Raw genomic sequence first — 15,408 nt, 5'->3', positions numbered from 1 at the left:
TATAGTTTAGCTAACATCAGATTATGTAATTCGAGATCAATTTGTAAGATTATTTTTCGGAATATTACCACTTTTTATTAGGGGGAGTTTCAATGAAAAAAACTACATCTACACTATTAAGTATGGCGCTCGTCTTTTCCAGTTTTGGAGCTTTAAGCGCACATGCTGAATCGCTACAAAAGGAGAAGCAATTTAGTCCACAGTTAAAAGCGAACATTGAACAATGGGGAGAAAACAAAATTGCGCAAAATGTTGAAACAAAAACATCAAAAGAAATTTCTGTCATTGTAGAATTGCAACATGCTCCACTCGCTTCACAAAGTAACATTCAGCATGCTCCAGATTTACAAAATAATCATACACAGTCTTATCATACCGAGCTTAAAAAAGCACAAGAAGGTACAACTAAGAAAATAAAAGAAAAAGCACCTGGTGCAAAAATTAAAGAAGTGTATAATACGTTATTTTCTGGATTCTCTATTTCAGTTCCTGGAGATCAAATTACCGCTCTTGCTTCTTTACCTGAAGTAAAAGCAGTCTATCCGAACTTAACATATAAATTACATGAAACATCAAAAAGTACTACTAATGAAGAAGCACCAAATATCGGCGGACCAACAATTGGTGCAACTGAAGCATGGAATTTAAAAGACCCATCTGGTAAACCGCTTGATGGAAAAGGTATGAAAGTAGCGATTATCGACTCTGGTGTAGACTATACACATCCTGACTTAAAAGCAAATTATATCGGTGGATATGACACAGTTGATGAAGATAATGATCCAATGGATGGTAACGTACATGGTACTCATGTAGCTGGAATTATTGCTGGTAACGGAAAAATTAAAGGCGTTGCTCCGAATGCTTCTATTTTAGCTTATCGTGTCATGAATGACGGTGGTACTGGTACAACAGATGATATTATTCAAGGTATTGAACGAGCAATTCAAGATGGTGCTGATGTGTTAAATCTATCCCTTGGACAAGATTTAAATGTACCTGATCAGCCTGTAACTTTAACGTTAGAACGTGCAGCAAAGCTTGGGGTTACTGCAGTCGTTTCCAATGGAAATGATGGTCCAAAACCTTGGTCTGTTGATGCACCTGGAAATGCAAGTAGCGTGATATCAGTTGGAGCATCTACAGTTTCTATTCCGTTTCCAACATTCCAAGTAGCTGGTTCCAGCAAAACATACCAAGGATTACCGTTATCAAAATCAGATTTCCCAATAGGAAATGATTCTCCACTTGTATATGTTGGCTATGGTAATCCAAGCGATTATGCAAAACAAGATGTGAAAGGAAAATTTGCACTTGTTTTACAAGGTACTTCTAGCACGTTAGTAAAAGCTGAACAAGCGAAGCAAGCTGGTGCAATTGGTGTACTATTCATTTCTACAGAAAAAGAAATCAATATTATGCCTGAATACTTTACACGTGAAAACCTAGCCCTTCCAGTTATGCAACTATCCAATGTAAACGGTGAAGAGTTGAAAAACTTAATTACAAAGCGTAAGAAAAATATAAAAATTGGCCAACCAAATCCAACCGAATTGATTGCTAACTTCAGTTCCAGAGGTCCGTCACAAGGAAGTTGGCTTATAAAACCAGATATAATTGCACCTGGCGTACAAATTACGAGTACAGTACCGAGAGGCGGCTATGAATCTCATAATGGTACAAGTATGGCTGCTCCACAAGTAGCTGGAGCGGTTGCCCTCTTGCGTCAAATGCATCCTGATTGGACGACAGAGCAATTAAAAGCATCCCTTGCCAATACCGCAAAAACTTTAAAAGATGTGAATGAAAATACATATCCTATTATGACACAAGGGTCTGGTTTAATTAACATCCCGAAAGCAGCTCAAACAGATGTATTAGTCAAACCTAACAATGTGAGCTTCGGTCTTATTAAGCCAAACAGTGGGAAAGTAAAACTGACGCAAAATATTACGTTACAAAATCTATCTAGTAAAAAGAAAAGTTTTTCAACTCGTGTGGAATTGCTAGATACAAACACAAAAACAAAAGTAAAAACTTCTGTACCTTCATCGATTAACATACAGCCGAATAGTAGTACCGAAAAACCGTTTACTATCACTGTCGATAGTTCGCTACCCCAAGGTGTCTATACTGGAAATGTGTATATAAAAGAACAAGGTAAGAAGGAAGAAACTCGCATTCCATTTACATTTAGTATCGATCCTAAAGATTACAAACGTATAGATGGACTCGAAATTATTAATTCTACATTTAGTCCAAATGGTGACCAAATATTAGACGATAATCTCATCAACTACTATTTAGTTGCACCTGTGGATGATGTAACATTGCACGCAAATTTAGTTACAAAAGAACGTGTAACGTACCAAGGGATTCTCCATCAAGCTAAAAATGAAACAGCTGGATACAAACCTTTCAAATGGAATGGTACAAAAGCAGATGGTACTCCGTTAGCTGACGGTCTATACCAAATCGAAGCAGTTGCCTCTAATTCTGGTGGGGAAACAAAACAAACAACTGCTGTATTTCTGGATCGAACTGCACCTAAGTTAACATACGAAATTGACAAAGAAAACCTTGTAATCACAGGAAAAGTGGATGATATCTTACTAGATTGGATGACAGAATCTGGTTGGGTAGCACCTGGAATTCCAGTGAGACTACAGTATGAAATCAATGGAAATGGTGTATGGGAAAGTGCATTCCTAAATCCTTGGGAGAAAAATTACGGCATTTATTTAGATCGTACTCAATTACAAGAAGGTAAAAATACAATTCACATTGTAGCAACAGATGCAGCTGGAAATACATCTAATTTAAATGTTGATTTAGATGTGAAATAAGGTAGTAACCCGATTCTTTCGCCCCTATCGGATTTTCCGATAGGGGCTTTTTCTATTTCTCACAGAAACAAATATTAAATAATTCCGAATCTTATGATAAAATTTTATAAGCGCTTACAATTTTTGAAAGGGGGTGATACAAGCTATACGAAACCGATACTTAATTTTATTTAAAAAAAGGAGGATGTCTAAATGACAAAGAAAAGAGAAATTCCATCGCATTTAAAACCATTCGTATCCACACAGCATTATGATCAATACACACCGGTGAACCACGCTGTATGGCGTTACATTATGAGACAAAATCATAGCTTCTTAAAAGACGTTGCTCATCCAGCCTATGTGAACGGACTACAATCATCTGGTATTAATATAGATGCAATTCCAAAGGTAGAAGAAATGAATGAATGTTTGGCGCCAAGCGGCTGGGGCGCTGTAACGATTGACGGACTTATTCCTGGCGTCGCATTTTTCGATTTTCAAGGGCACGGATTGCTACCAATCGCAACAGATATTCGCAAGGTAGAGAATATCGAGTATACACCAGCTCCAGATATTGTACACGAAGCTGCAGGACACGCACCTATTTTACTTGATCCTACATATGCAAAATATGTGAAACGATTTGGACAAATTGGTGCAAAAGCTTTCTCAACAAAAGAAGAACATGATGCATTCGAAGCTGTTCGTACATTAACAATTGTAAAAGAAAGCCCTACTTCTACTCCTGATGAAGTTACAGCTGCTGAGAATAATGTACTTGAAAAACAAAAGTTAGTTTCTGGCTTATCAGAAGCGGAACAAATTTCACGTCTTTTCTGGTGGACAGTAGAATATGGATTAATTGGAAATATAGATGCTCCAAAAATATATGGTGCTGGTCTCCTTTCTTCTGTTGGCGAAAGCAAATATTGCTTAACAGACGCTGTAGAAAAGGTTCCATTCTCTATAGAGGCATGTACAAGTACAACTTATGACGTAACAAAAATGCAACCACAACTATTTGTTTGTGAATCATTTGAAGAATTAACAGAAGCACTTGAGAAATTCTCTGAAACGATGGCCTTTAAAACAGGTGGTAAAGAAGGATTAGAAAAAGCAATTCGCTCTGAAAATCATGCAACTGCTGAATTAAATAGCGGCTTACAAATTACAGGTACATTTACCGAGACAATTGAAAACGATGCAGGTGAATTGATTTACATGCGAACGAGCTCGCCAACAGCATTAGCAATTCACAATAAACAGCTAGCGAATCATTCTACGTCTGTACACAGTGACGGGTTTGGAACACCAATTGGATTACTCACTGAAAATATTGCATTAGAAAATTGTACAGATGAACAATTACAATCATTAGGAATTACAATTGGAAATGTTGCTGAGTTTACTTTTGCAAGTGGTATTCATGTAAAAGGAACAGTAACAGATATTGTAAAAAACGATAAAAAAATTGCGCTTATTTCCTTTATCAATTGTACAGTTACTTATAACGACCGCGTTTTATTTGATGCTTCATGGGGCGCATTTGATATGGCTGTTGGTTCAACAATCACTTCGGTATTCCCAGGTGCCGCAGATGCTGCAGCATTTTTCCCAATGGATGAAGAAATCCAAGAAATTCCTGCTCCACTTGTACTGAATGAACTTGAACGTATGTATCAAACAGTTCGCGATATCCGAAATGAAGGTATTTTACACGACGCGCATATCGAGCAATTAGTAGCAATTCAAGAAGTATTAAATAAATTGTATCCGAAAGAATGGTTACTTCGCCTTGAAATATTAGAATTGCTTTTAGAGCATAACAAAGGGCACGAAACATCAGCAGCATTATTACAACAACTTTCTACTTTCACAACGGATGAAGCTGTAACACGTCTTATTAACAATGGTCTTACGCTACTTCCAGTAAAGGATGTGAAAAATGATGCTACGATTAACTGAAGAGGAAGTTCAAGAAGAATTATTGAGGTTAGATAAATGGGTAGTAAAAGATGAAAAATGGATTGAAAGAAAATATATGTTTTCCGATTACTTAAAAGGAGTCGAATTTGTCTCTGAAGCCGCCAAACTATCAGAAGAACATAATCACCACCCATTTATCCTTATCCAGTATAAAGCAGTCATTATTACTTTGTCATCTTGGAATGCAAAAGGTTTAACGAAACTCGATTTTGAGCTTGCGAAGCAATTTGATGAACTATTTGTCCAAAATGAAAAAGCCATTATAAGAAAGTAAAAAAGAGAAGCCTTTATTAGGCTTCTCCTTTTATTTTGAAATGGATACAATGTCCAAATGGATCCTCTACTTGTAATATTCCATCTTTGTACGTAGCAATCTTGCCAATATTTTTTAAGCTTTCACATACTTGCTCTTTTTGTTTTTCATTTGCTAATACAATTGTGAAATATTTCAAGCCAACGGAATTTGGCATTTGCGGTAGTATTCCTTCACCTTGCCACGTATTTAAACCGATATGGTGATGGTAGCCACCTGCCGATACAAAGAGCGCCCCATTACGGGCTGGAATCGTTACTTCAAAGCCAAGACCATCCACATAGAAACGTTTCGCTTCTTCCAAATCAGCTACATGGAAATGAATATGTCCCATCACAGTACCAGCTGGAAACCCACTCCATGTACTTCCTTGCTGTAATAATTCTTCACCAGCTAACGGGTTACTAACAAATGGTAGCTCTCCATTCTCATCACGCCAAACTTCTTTTTGGCGATCATGATAAATTTCAATCCCGTTTCCATCTGGATCAGCTAAATAAAGGGCCTCACTAAAGTAATGGTCAGCTCCGCCGTGCAGTGGATAAACCATTTCTACAAGATGACGAAGGATATTCGCTAAATCCTGTCTGCTCGGTAATAAAATTGCGTAATGATATAAACCCGTTCTCCCTCTTTGCTTTGGTAAGGCTTCTTTCTTTTCTTCAATGATAAGGAGTGGTTCGTTATTTTCATTCCCAAATGTAACGACCATTTCATCTTCTTTTAGCACTTTCATACGTAGTACTTCTGTATAAAACTCTAGTGATTTCTTTATATTTGATACATATAAATGAACAACATCAAGTGTTGTATCGGGATGAAGTTGAAAACTCATCTTGTTAGCCTCCCATTTAAATTAGTTCTTCTTTGACATTTTCTCTTTTAAGAAATTATCTACAAAACCATCCGCTTTCGCAACAAATAAGTACGCACCCATTGCTAACAATGCAAGCTCTAATTCGAAACCAGGATTTTTTCCATCTCCTAATAAACCAGCTGACCATTTTACTTTTACAATTGCTCCAACCATAACTAGTGCAAATAATAATCCAATATATCTTACACCTAAACCTAGAATTAATAATAGACCGCCAACTAATTCAACTGTTGCTACACCGTATGCAAGTCCTCCTGGTAAACCAATACTTGTGAACCACCCTGCAATATTGTCAATTCCCGATTGGAATTTTGTTAAACCGTGCATAAAGAACGTTACCCCTAACACGATACGAATAATTAAGTTACCAATATGTTGATTCATTTCTTTCTCTCCTTTATAGTTTTCTTATACAAAACTTTTATTTACATTACAAAACATACACTAATTTTTTTTATTCGTCAATTCATTTTCACTGGGAAAATATATATTTTTTTTGCTATGATACAAATAGTTGTTTATAAAAAGGAGCTTGATTTTATGAATATTGGTTCTGCAATACGTGAAATTCGTCAACGTAGAGGCATAACAATTGCACAAATTTGTGAAGGAACAGGTCTTTCTAAAGGGTTTATGAGTCAGGTTGAAAATAATAAAACATCACCATCTATCTCAACTTTAGAAACGATCTCCAATTTTTTAAACGTTCCTCTTCCCTATTTATTGTTAGAACAAAAAGATCGATTGAAAGTTGTCAAAAAGGTAGAGCGTAAATATAGTGTATACGGAAAAGATGAACAAAGAATTGAACATGTTGCAGAGCAAGGTGGCCTTCGCCTCAATCTCGTAGAAATTCCTGCTGGGTTTCCGAAAGAAAACACACCAAATGCCCATGAAGGAGAAGAATGTCACCTTGTATTACGCGGAAAACTAGAAGTTCAACATGGAGAAGATGTTGCAATTGTAGAAGAAGGAGATTCTTTCTCCTGGAATGCATGTGTTCCTCATATCGTTCGTAATATAGGAGACGAAACTGCATTATTACTCATCTCTAGTCATGCAGAAAATCGAAAACGTGTTTATTAAAAAAAGAAGCCTGTAAATCAGGCTTCTTTTTATCCTCTTATAACTCCATAGCTTGTCCCAACTAGTACAGTCTTTTCGTGTTGATTGCGATAAACTGACTCGATTGAAACCTTTTTGTATCCTTCCATCTGTTCAACATTCGTTAAAGTTAATTCACAAGTGATCGTATCTCCTGTAAAAACTGGTCTAATAAACTCACTTACTAATTCTCTTGCTATGTAATGTAATTCTTCGCCTACTTTCGTTCCAATACTAGCAGTCAATAAACCATGAACCATTAAACGTCCATTTTCATCATATTCCATATGATGCCTACCTTTATCCCCTGTAATATTTGCAAATTCAAAAACCTCTTCCTCAGTAAATCTTCTTTCATATTTAAATACATCCCCAACTTTTATACTCATTTTTATCCCCCTAATAATAAACAGAATTTTCTTTCATTTTATCATAAAATGAATCTTAGTTCAGTTTATATTATTAAAATAGTAAGCCTTTTTCTGTTCTACTTTTTCTCCTTATCGGTGCCCCTCTTTTTTGGCTATTTGATATCCATAGTACGCACATGTTCCATTTCTCGATAACTCTCTCACCTCAAAACCACAACTTCTATAAAAATCAAAATTACTCGCAGAAGTATGCGCAAACCAGTCACCATGTGGCAATTTTTGCAAACAAAGAGCAACAAGTTTCTTACCTAATCCCTTCCCTCTATATTCACATTTCACAACTAAATTTACTATGTTGGCGACCATGATTCCATCAGAAATGACTCTAACCATCGCAATCATCTCTTCTTCATCCCAAATTGTGAATGCCCATGTTGAATTTTCAAATGCTATCGTGAATTTTTCAATTTGCCAAGAAGGGATATTATCATTGCTCCAACCGGCATCTTCGAATAAAGTTTTAATTGCATATGCAGGTACACCATTCGTTCCCTCACGAATAATAAGTCCATTATGATAAATGTACATGTAATCCCCCCTTTATTTTTATATACCATTCTTCAAAAGATGCAATTCACCTTTTTTCATCCAATGCGCCTAATGGAATAAACGAGAACATCCATCCCATGAAATGAAGTTGTTTTCTCATAACTAAGCCCCGTTTTTCTAGCAACAAAGATTGAGGCGGGGTGATCCGGATTAATAAGAGAGATTAATTTATTCATTCGTAACGCTTGGAAGCCATAATCTCGAAATGCTGCCGCTGCTTCTTTCGCATACCCTTTTCCCCAATACTGAGGGAATAACCAATAACCAATTTCAATTTCCTCTTTTCCATCTATTTGCTGCTTTACTAATCCTGCATGACCAATTCGTATTCCCGTTTCCTTTTCAATCAATACAAATAAACCGAGACCGTTTTTATAGCTAGGAATCACCCACTCCTCCAAACTTTTTTTACACTGCATATATGTTTTTAACGTCCCATTTCCAATATAGCGCATTACCTTCTCATTTCCCCATAGTGAAGCGTAGAACTGTAAATCATCCATTGTATATTTGCGAATTTGTAAACGATCTGTATGAAACATTTCTGCACTCCTTCCCACGAATTTGTACTTCATTACACGCTCACGTCTTGTATCCATACTAAATGTTACTATCTATTATAAATGAACTAACATTAAAATACAGAATATTCAATCTCAAAAGAATTTAAAAAAGGCAGTAGACAAATATTGTCTACTGCATCCATATCATAACTAGCATAAAGAAAACTACAATTGAGGGGGGTGTAGGATTTTCAAATACACTAGATACTTATCCCGTTCTAACGGGCGGTAAACTTTCCAATTATATAAAAGTGAAAAGTTTACCGCACATAAGAACTTTGGCGGTCAGTAAGAAAGCACCGTTAAGTAGTCAAATACACGCTGTGCTTTTTCTCCACCCATTCGTGCATGTTGCAGAAGAGAAATACCATGTGGACCAGATGCACGTAATGCTTCTGGTTGTGCTACTAAAATAGCTTGTACAACTTCTAATTCCCCCAGCATAGCGGCCGCGAAAATATCCATTCGAGCACCCTTTTCTAATAAGTAAAGAGCAATATCTTTACGCCCTACATGTGCCGCTGCTCCTAACGCACTTTCCCAATCTGATCCACCCCAATTGTAAGAAGCATGAAGTAAACTTGGCGATTCAGCCAACAGTTCTTGTACTTTTTCTAAATCTCCGTGAGCTGCCATAACAAATTCCCTTACTAACTCAGTGGTAACACGTTCTTCTGTTCGCATTTTGCTCCTCCTTTTTTAGAAATTCGTTTCGGTGTAAAAAATGGCTTATCGCTTCCTTGAAAAATATCTACCTCTATGCCAAATACATGTTGAAACATTTCATGACATAACACTTCTTCTGGTATACCATCATACTGAAGCTTCCCTCGCTTTAATACGAGTAAACGATCACTATATTGAGCCGCTTGGTTAATATCATGTAAAACCATTATAATTGTCATGCCAAATTCCTCGTTTAGTCGTTTCACAAGTTCCATTACTTCCAACTGATGAACGATATCTAAAAAAGTTGTTGGCTCATCCAATAATAAGACATTCGTACGTTGTGCTAGCGTCATTGCAATCCAAGCGCGTTGTCTTTCCCCTCCTGATAAAGATTGTAAAAGACGATATTCATACCCTTCAAGATTTGTAACAGACAATGCCCAATCAACAATTTCTTCATCTTCTTTATTTAAGCGACCTCTCCATAACTTATGAGGGCCTCTTCCAAATTCGATTAATTCTTTCACTGTTAAATCTAATTGATGATCATGCATTTGTGGTAACATCGCTAATTGCTTCGCTACATCGGCACTTTTCATCGTATGAATACTTTTTCCATCTAAAACGATATCCCCTTCGCTTTGTTTAAGTAGTCTTGCTATTAAACGAAGCAAAGTAGATTTCCCAGATCCATTCGGTCCAATCAAACTAACGACTTCTCCAGCTTTAATATGTACATTCATATTTTGCATTTGAAATCTTTCAGAATGTGCGTAAAACACTTTATTAACGGAAATCACGCTGTTTTCCCCCTCTATGAATTAAATATAAGAAGAACGGACCGCCTAAGAAGGATAATAAAATACCGACAGGCAATTCAATTGGATCAAACCAACTTCGAGCTATCGCATCCGCGAAAACAAGTAATATCCCTCCGCCAAGGCATGATAATGGCAGTAAATATTTATAGTCATTTCCAACTAATAAACGTAACATATGTGGTACGACAAGGCCGACAAATCCAATAAGACCAGAAACACTAACTGCTATTCCAGCTAATAATGTGCTTACTACTATTAAATAAAAACGACTTCTCTCCACGTTATGACCTAATAATTTCGCCATTTCATCTCCAAGCATTAATACTCGAATATGCTTGATACCGAAGAAGGCCAGTATAATAGCGAATATTGCATAATAAATAATCATATGTAAATGTGCCCAACTTACACCGCCAATACCACCCGCTAACCACGGTAACACGGATTGTACTTTGTCACTATGTAATAACATTAATGCTGACGTCGCTGCACCTATTAATGCATTAATTGACACACCTACTAAGACAATTCTTGAAGGTGGCGCCCCTTTTTGCCATGATAAAGCATAAATGATCATCGCCGTTATGAAAGCTCCTAAAAACGCACCGAGTGGTAAAAACGCCATATGCTGAGGGAATAAAATCATAATTACAATTGCAACAAGGCCTGCTCCAGATGACACCCCGATAATACCAGGGTCTGCAAGAGGATTTCTCATCACCCCTTGCAGCATTGCGCCAGATGCAGCTAAACATGTTCCTACTATAAATCCAACGAGCACTCTTGGTATACGAAGGTCCCATACAATTCGATGAACTGTCGAACCTTCATCTTGTATCCCTGTTACAATATCTCGTAAAGAAAAGGATAGGCTTCCTGCGAAAAGACCGTAAAAAAGACATAAAACCGTTAATACAACTAAGGTAACTGCTATGATCCATCTTTTTTTCGCAAAAGGATGTTCCTTTTCCCTTACTACTTCACTACTTTCCATACTTATCATTTCCTTACATCTTGTATACTTTTATACATAAAGTCCATCGCTTCTGTAACTTTTGTTCCAGGATTTGATCCAAATAAGTCTGGTGGCAAAATAACTACGCGATTTTGTTTTACTGCATCTAAATTTTTCCACGCTTCATTTTTCATCATTTCACCTTCAAATGCTTTTTTAACGCTATTTGGATCTCCATGTGTAATTAAGTAAATCACATCAGGATTCGCCTCAATAATGCGTTCTACACTTAGCTGTGCATATTGCGGATATTCCTTCATTTCTGGAAAATCAGCGGCAATATTTTTCCCACCTGTTTTCTCTAAAATATCACCTGATAAAGAAGTTGGTAATGCTGCTAAATAAGTACCAGGTGCTCCATACACTAGCAATGCTTTCACATCACTCTTTTTCTCATATGTCTTCATTTGATTCGTAATTTTTTGGTTAAGTTCTTTTGCTTTATCTTCTTTTTTCATTATCGTTCCGTATAGTTCAATATTCTTTAGAATATCTTGTACAGAATTCGTAGAAGAAATCATTACTTTCGTTCCTTGCCCTTCAACCGTTGGAACATTCTTTTGGAACCCATTATTAGCAATAAGTACATCGGGCTTTAAGCTGGCAATTTGCTCAAAATTCGGCTGATGTGCATTTCCGATTACTTGTACTTTCTTTATATCCTCTGGAAGAGTTATTTTTGCATCCGGACGACCCACTATTTTTCCGCCTAAAGCATGAATAATATTCATGTCTCCCATACTTAATGTTGCAAAACTCTCTGGCACTTTATCGAATATTACCTTTCTTCCTGACAGGTCGGTAACTTCTATTTTCTCTTCTCCTTTTTCTGTTTTTGTTGCCGCTGCTTTTTCGTCTCCCTTTGCACTGCAACCTATTAATAAGAAAAAAATAGATAAAATCGCTGTAAATAGCGTAATAGATTTTTTCATTCTTCCACCTCTAATTGATAATGATAATCATTAACTACTATTCTACTTTAATTGATAAGGATTATCATTGTCAATATGAAACACATACATTTTCTAGAAAAAAACAAAAAGCGTTACAAAAAGATTCCTTCTTTTTGTAACGCACTATTTATCAATATTATTCACATTCGTTTCCCTCTAACTTGTCTCGCATCACTTTCACACGCTGAAAGAAAAAGAAAGATAAACTTAAAAATATAACGATGCTCCCCATCATAACAAAAAATTGTATCGTTTCTTTTGCTCCATTTGGAATCAATAAGCCAACCATTAACAATGTACTTACAGCGAGAAGAATTTGTCCGAACCGAGTATAATCTTCTATTTTCTCTTGTAATTCTTTCATTATATTCTCACTCCTCCATTTCACTGTATCATATTCTACTAAACTTAAAGACAAGTAAATACAGCCATTCTGGGAGATGTTTTCCAAAAGAAAAAGAGCCGCTTTATTGCGACTCTTTCATAACCATTACTCACCTTTATATGCTTTCATATAAATTTCTTTCAGCTCTGAAATGAGAGGTAATTTCGGATTAGCTGTTGTACATTGATCTTCAAAAGCTCTTTCTGCTAATAATCCAACAACCTCTTCAAATTGGTCTTTAGCAACTCCTTGTCCCGCAATACTCATATTTATATTTAAACTTTTTCCAAGATCAATAATTGCTTTGACGAGTGATTCTACACCTTCTGCCACCGAACTTGCTGGTAGCCCGAGCATTCTCGCAATATGTGCATAGCGTTCATCAGCTACAAAATGCTCATATTTTGGGAACAATGCGTGTTTTCTTGGCTTAATAGCATTATAGCGAACTACGTGCGGCATAAGAATTGCATTCGCACGCCCATGCGGAATATGAAATTCTGGTCCAATTTTATGTGCTAAACTGTGATTAATACCTAGGAAAGCATTTGCAAATGCCATCCCTGCAATTGCAGAAGCATTATGCATTTTTTCTCGTGCTTCTTCATCATGTCCATCTTTAAATGCTCTTGGTAAATATTTAAATACGAGATCAATTGCCTTTAGTGCTAATCCATCTGTATAGTCATTTGCTAAAACAGACACATACGCCTCGATTGCATGCGTTAATACGTCCATCCCAGTGTCTGCTGTTACATGTGGTGGTACTGTCATTACAAATTGTGGATCAACAATTGCTACATCTGGCGTTAATTCATAATCGGCAAGTGGATACTTTATATTATTTTTCTTATCTGTAATAACCGCAAATGGTGTCACTTCTGATCCTGTTCCAGATGTTGTTGGAATAGCAACAAACTGCGCCTTACTTCCTAATTCCGGATATTTACATGTACGTTTTCTTATATCTAAAAACTTCTGTTTAATTCCATAGAATGTTGTTTCTGGGTGCTCATAGAAAAGCCACATTCCTTTCGCTGCATCCATCGCTGAACCACCACCAAGTGCAATAATGACATCAGGCTGAAAACTTCTCATCATTTCCGCACCTTTAAACACAGTTTCATCTGACGGATCTGGCTCAACCTCAAAGAAAACTTCAACTTTCACATCATTTGCATGTTTACGTAAATAATGCGTAACCGTATCTACATATCCGTGCTCAACCATTCCTGGATCCGTTACAATAAACGCACGTGAAATGTTAGGCATATTTGCTAAATATGCTGTCGCATGTTTTTCAAAATAAATTTTTGGTGGTAATTTGAACCACTGCATATTCTTTTTTCTATTTGCCAACCTTTTTATATTTAATAAATGCGTCGCTGTTACGTTTTGAGAAACCGAGTTTTTCCCGTAGGAACCGCAGCCAAGCGTAAGTGATGGAATAAATCCATTATATATGTCACCGATCCCACCTTGTGATGAAGGAGCATTTACAATAAGGCGACAAGCTTTCATACGTAATCCAAATTGCTTTTGCACTTCTTTATTTACAGAATGGATAACTGCTGAATGCCCTAAACCACCGAGGTTTAACATTTCTTCACAATATGTAAATCCTTCTTCTAATGAATTTGCTTTTACACAAGCTAATACTGGACTTAACTTCTCACGAGATAGTGGATATGCGGCTCCGATGCCTTGTATTTCAGCTACAAGTATTTTTGTATTTTTAGGTACAGTAATTCCAACTAATTCGGCAATATACTGTGCAGATTTCCCTACAATATCACTATTTACTGCACATGTATTTTCATTAATAACAAGCTTTTCTAATTTTCCTCTCTCTTCCTCTGTTACAAAGTAACAATCATTTGTAATCATTTCTGTTTTCACATCATTATAAATTTCCTTGTCTACAATGATTGCTTGTTCTGATGCACAAATCATCCCGTTATCAAATGTTTTTGATAAAATCAAATCATTAACCGCTCGTTTTATATGCGCTGATTTCTCTATATAACATGGTACATTACCAGGACCTACACCTAGCGCTGGTTTTCCAGTAGAATAAGCTGATTTCACCATACCAGCCCCTCCAGTTGCCAAAACAAGCGCAACACCTTCATGGTTCATTAATTGTTTCGTTGCTTCGACAGAAGGTCTTTCAATCCACTGAATACAATATTTTGGTGCCCCCGCCTTCACCGCTGCATCATATACTGTTTTCGCGGCTGCAACAGAACAGTTTTGTGCTGAAGGATGAAATGCGAAAATAATTGGATTTCTCGTTTTTATCGCGATTAATGCTTTAAACATTGTTGTCGATGTTGGATTCGTTACTGGCGTTACCCCAGCTACTACACCGACGGGCTCCGCAATTTCTATTATTTCTTCATGAGGATCTTCGTGAATAATCCCTACTGTTTTATCTTTCTTTATGCTATGCCAAATATATTCAGTAGCAAAAATATTTTTAATACATTTATCTTCGTATACACCACGACCTGTTTCTTCAACAGCCAACTTCGCAAGCGGCATATGTTGATCAACACCTGCTAATGCCATTTCATGAACAATGTTGTCAATTTGCTCTTGTGTAAAACTTTCTAATGCTTGTAAAGCTCTCTGACCGTTATTCACTAACGTATCAATCATCTCTTTTACTTCCTGCATTTCATTTACAACTTTCTCTTTGACTACCATGTAAATTCCTCCTATTCTGCTATCTTGGACTAAATAAGACCCTACAGGTCATAATTAGTCCTGATTAGCGCAAAAAAATAGAATTGCTTTCCTACATGAACCTCATTGTTTGTGAAACATTTCACAAGTTTGTTCGTGGGTAACACTTCATGAACTTAATATACATGAATTTATTTTATTTGTGTTTGTCTAATTTGTGAAATAT

At 36.5% G+C, this 15,408-nt stretch carries 15 protein-coding genes; 4 read left to right on the top strand and 11 right to left on the bottom strand.

All coding sequences use genetic code 11. The features are described 5' to 3' along the window. Nucleotides 1-92: 92 nt before the first annotated feature. From QCI47_RS05765 to QCI47_RS05755, 3 genes are all read left to right on the top strand, one after another. Entirely contained in the window at nt 93-2,846 is a 2,754-nt protein-coding gene (locus QCI47_RS05765) for a S8 family serine peptidase (protein WP_309422272.1), read from the top strand. 192 nt (nt 2,847-3,038) lie between these two features. Next, a complete protein-coding gene (locus tag QCI47_RS05760) occupies nt 3,039-4,793 on the top strand; it encodes an aromatic amino acid hydroxylase (protein WP_071741858.1) in 1,755 nt (584 codons plus the stop codon). Then, nucleotides 4,774-5,088 carry a 4a-hydroxytetrahydrobiopterin dehydratase gene (locus QCI47_RS05755; protein WP_000979545.1) on the top strand — a complete coding sequence of 105 codons (315 nt, stop codon included), beginning with the start codon at nt 4,774-4,776 and terminating at the stop codon, nt 5,086-5,088. The genes QCI47_RS05760 and QCI47_RS05755 overlap by 20 nt, the downstream gene beginning before the upstream one ends. A gap of 16 nt (nt 5,089-5,104) precedes the next feature. On the opposite strand, the gene QCI47_RS05750 is transcribed toward QCI47_RS05755, so the two are convergent. Both QCI47_RS05750 and QCI47_RS05745 read right to left on the bottom strand, forming a co-directional pair. Next, nucleotides 5,105-5,962 carry a VOC family protein gene (locus QCI47_RS05750; protein ID WP_071741859.1) on the bottom strand — a complete coding sequence of 286 codons (858 nt, stop codon included), beginning with the start codon at nt 5,960-5,962 and terminating at the stop codon, nt 5,105-5,107. 21 nt (nt 5,963-5,983) lie between these two features. Continuing rightward, nucleotides 5,984-6,388, bottom strand: a complete 405-nt coding sequence (locus QCI47_RS05745) for a DoxX family protein (protein WP_001071557.1) — start codon at nt 6,386-6,388, stop codon at nt 5,984-5,986. Between the two features lie 156 nt (nt 6,389-6,544). Here QCI47_RS05745 and QCI47_RS05740 point away from each other — a divergent pair, with 156 nt between their 5' ends. Continuing rightward, on the top strand, nt 6,545-7,090 hold the full coding sequence (locus QCI47_RS05740) for a helix-turn-helix domain-containing protein (protein ID WP_061132126.1): 546 nt from the start codon (nt 6,545-6,547) through the stop codon (nt 7,088-7,090). A 29-nt stretch (nt 7,091-7,119) separates the two neighbouring features. On the opposite strand, the gene QCI47_RS05735 is transcribed toward QCI47_RS05740, so the two are convergent. From QCI47_RS05735 to adhE, 9 genes are all read right to left on the bottom strand, one after another. Further along, on the bottom strand, nt 7,120-7,497 hold the full coding sequence (locus tag QCI47_RS05735) for a hotdog family protein (protein WP_000025011.1): 378 nt from the start codon (nt 7,495-7,497) through the stop codon (nt 7,120-7,122). 111 nt (nt 7,498-7,608) lie between these two features. Next, nucleotides 7,609-8,067, bottom strand: coding sequence for a GNAT family N-acetyltransferase (locus QCI47_RS05730; RefSeq protein ID WP_000276116.1), 459 nt, complete (start codon nt 8,065-8,067; stop codon nt 7,609-7,611). Nucleotides 8,068-8,123: 56 nt separating this feature from the next. Then, on the bottom strand, nt 8,124-8,663 hold the full coding sequence (locus QCI47_RS05725; RefSeq protein ID WP_483299109.1) for a GNAT family N-acetyltransferase: 540 nt from the start codon (nt 8,661-8,663) through the stop codon (nt 8,124-8,126). 273 nt (nt 8,664-8,936) lie between these two features. Then, complete coding sequence (locus QCI47_RS05720; RefSeq protein ID WP_001258470.1) at nt 8,937-9,335, bottom strand: ankyrin repeat domain-containing protein; 399 nt, start codon at nt 9,333-9,335, stop codon at nt 8,937-8,939. Next, nucleotides 9,302-10,120 (bottom strand): ABC transporter ATP-binding protein, encoded by an 819-nt coding sequence (locus QCI47_RS05715; RefSeq protein ID WP_000626533.1) that lies wholly within the window; start codon nt 10,118-10,120, stop codon nt 9,302-9,304. The genes QCI47_RS05720 and QCI47_RS05715 overlap by 34 nt, the downstream gene beginning before the upstream one ends. Next, nucleotides 10,107-11,135, bottom strand: a complete 1,029-nt coding sequence (locus QCI47_RS05710; protein WP_061185420.1) for a FecCD family ABC transporter permease — start codon at nt 11,133-11,135, stop codon at nt 10,107-10,109. The genes QCI47_RS05715 and QCI47_RS05710 overlap by 14 nt, the downstream gene beginning before the upstream one ends. 5 nt (nt 11,136-11,140) lie before the next feature. Then, entirely contained in the window at nt 11,141-12,088 is a 948-nt protein-coding gene (locus QCI47_RS05705) for a helical backbone metal receptor (protein WP_309422275.1), read from the bottom strand. A gap of 157 nt (nt 12,089-12,245) precedes the next feature. Beyond that, nucleotides 12,246-12,473 carry a YrhC family protein gene (locus tag QCI47_RS05700; protein ID WP_000661441.1) on the bottom strand — a complete coding sequence of 76 codons (228 nt, stop codon included), beginning with the start codon at nt 12,471-12,473 and terminating at the stop codon, nt 12,246-12,248. Between the two features lie 126 nt (nt 12,474-12,599). Beyond that, nucleotides 12,600-15,203 (bottom strand): bifunctional acetaldehyde-CoA/alcohol dehydrogenase, encoded by a 2,604-nt coding sequence (gene adhE / locus QCI47_RS05695; protein WP_353811717.1) that lies wholly within the window; start codon nt 15,201-15,203, stop codon nt 12,600-12,602. Between the last annotated feature and the right edge of the window lie 205 nt (nt 15,204-15,408).

Source organism: Bacillus cereus group sp. RP29, from assembly GCF_040459765.1.
Taxonomy (GTDB): domain Bacteria; phylum Bacillota; class Bacilli; order Bacillales; family Bacillaceae_G; genus Bacillus_A; species Bacillus_A paranthracis.
Note: the sequence above shows the minus strand (reverse complement) of the source record. Positions and strands in the feature narration are given on the sequence as shown.

Bases quoted from the DNA above. Each gene is read 5' to 3' on its own strand.
- QCI47_RS05765 (WP_309422272.1), top strand. From the start codon at position 93: ATGAAAAAAACTACATCTACACTATTAAGTATGGCGCTCGTCTTTTCC.
- QCI47_RS05760 (WP_071741858.1), top strand. From the start codon at position 3,039: ATGACAAAGAAAAGAGAAATTCCATCGCATTTAAAACCATTCGTATCC.
- QCI47_RS05755 (WP_000979545.1), top strand. From the start codon at position 4,774: ATGATGCTACGATTAACTGAAGAGGAAGTTCAAGAAGAATTATTGAGG.
- QCI47_RS05750 (WP_071741859.1), bottom strand. From the start codon at position 5,962: ATGAGTTTTCAACTTCATCCCGATACAACACTTGATGTTGTTCATTTA.
- QCI47_RS05745 (WP_001071557.1), bottom strand. From the start codon at position 6,388: ATGAATCAACATATTGGTAACTTAATTATTCGTATCGTGTTAGGGGTA.
- QCI47_RS05740 (WP_061132126.1), top strand. From the start codon at position 6,545: ATGAATATTGGTTCTGCAATACGTGAAATTCGTCAACGTAGAGGCATA.
- QCI47_RS05735 (WP_000025011.1), bottom strand. From the start codon at position 7,497: ATGAGTATAAAAGTTGGGGATGTATTTAAATATGAAAGAAGATTTACT.
- QCI47_RS05730 (WP_000276116.1), bottom strand. From the start codon at position 8,067: ATGTACATTTATCATAATGGACTTATTATTCGTGAGGGAACGAATGGT.
- QCI47_RS05725 (WP_483299109.1), bottom strand. From the start codon at position 8,663: ATGAAGTACAAATTCGTGGGAAGGAGTGCAGAAATGTTTCATACAGAT.
- QCI47_RS05720 (WP_001258470.1), bottom strand. From the start codon at position 9,335: ATGCGAACAGAAGAACGTGTTACCACTGAGTTAGTAAGGGAATTTGTT.
- QCI47_RS05710 (WP_061185420.1), bottom strand. From the start codon at position 11,135: ATGGAAAGTAGTGAAGTAGTAAGGGAAAAGGAACATCCTTTTGCGAAA.
- QCI47_RS05705 (WP_309422275.1), bottom strand. From the start codon at position 12,088: ATGAAAAAATCTATTACGCTATTTACAGCGATTTTATCTATTTTTTTC.
- QCI47_RS05700 (WP_000661441.1), bottom strand. From the start codon at position 12,473: ATGAAAGAATTACAAGAGAAAATAGAAGATTATACTCGGTTCGGACAA.
- adhE (WP_353811717.1), bottom strand. From the start codon at position 15,203: ATGGTAGTCAAAGAGAAAGTTGTAAATGAAATGCAGGAAGTAAAAGAG.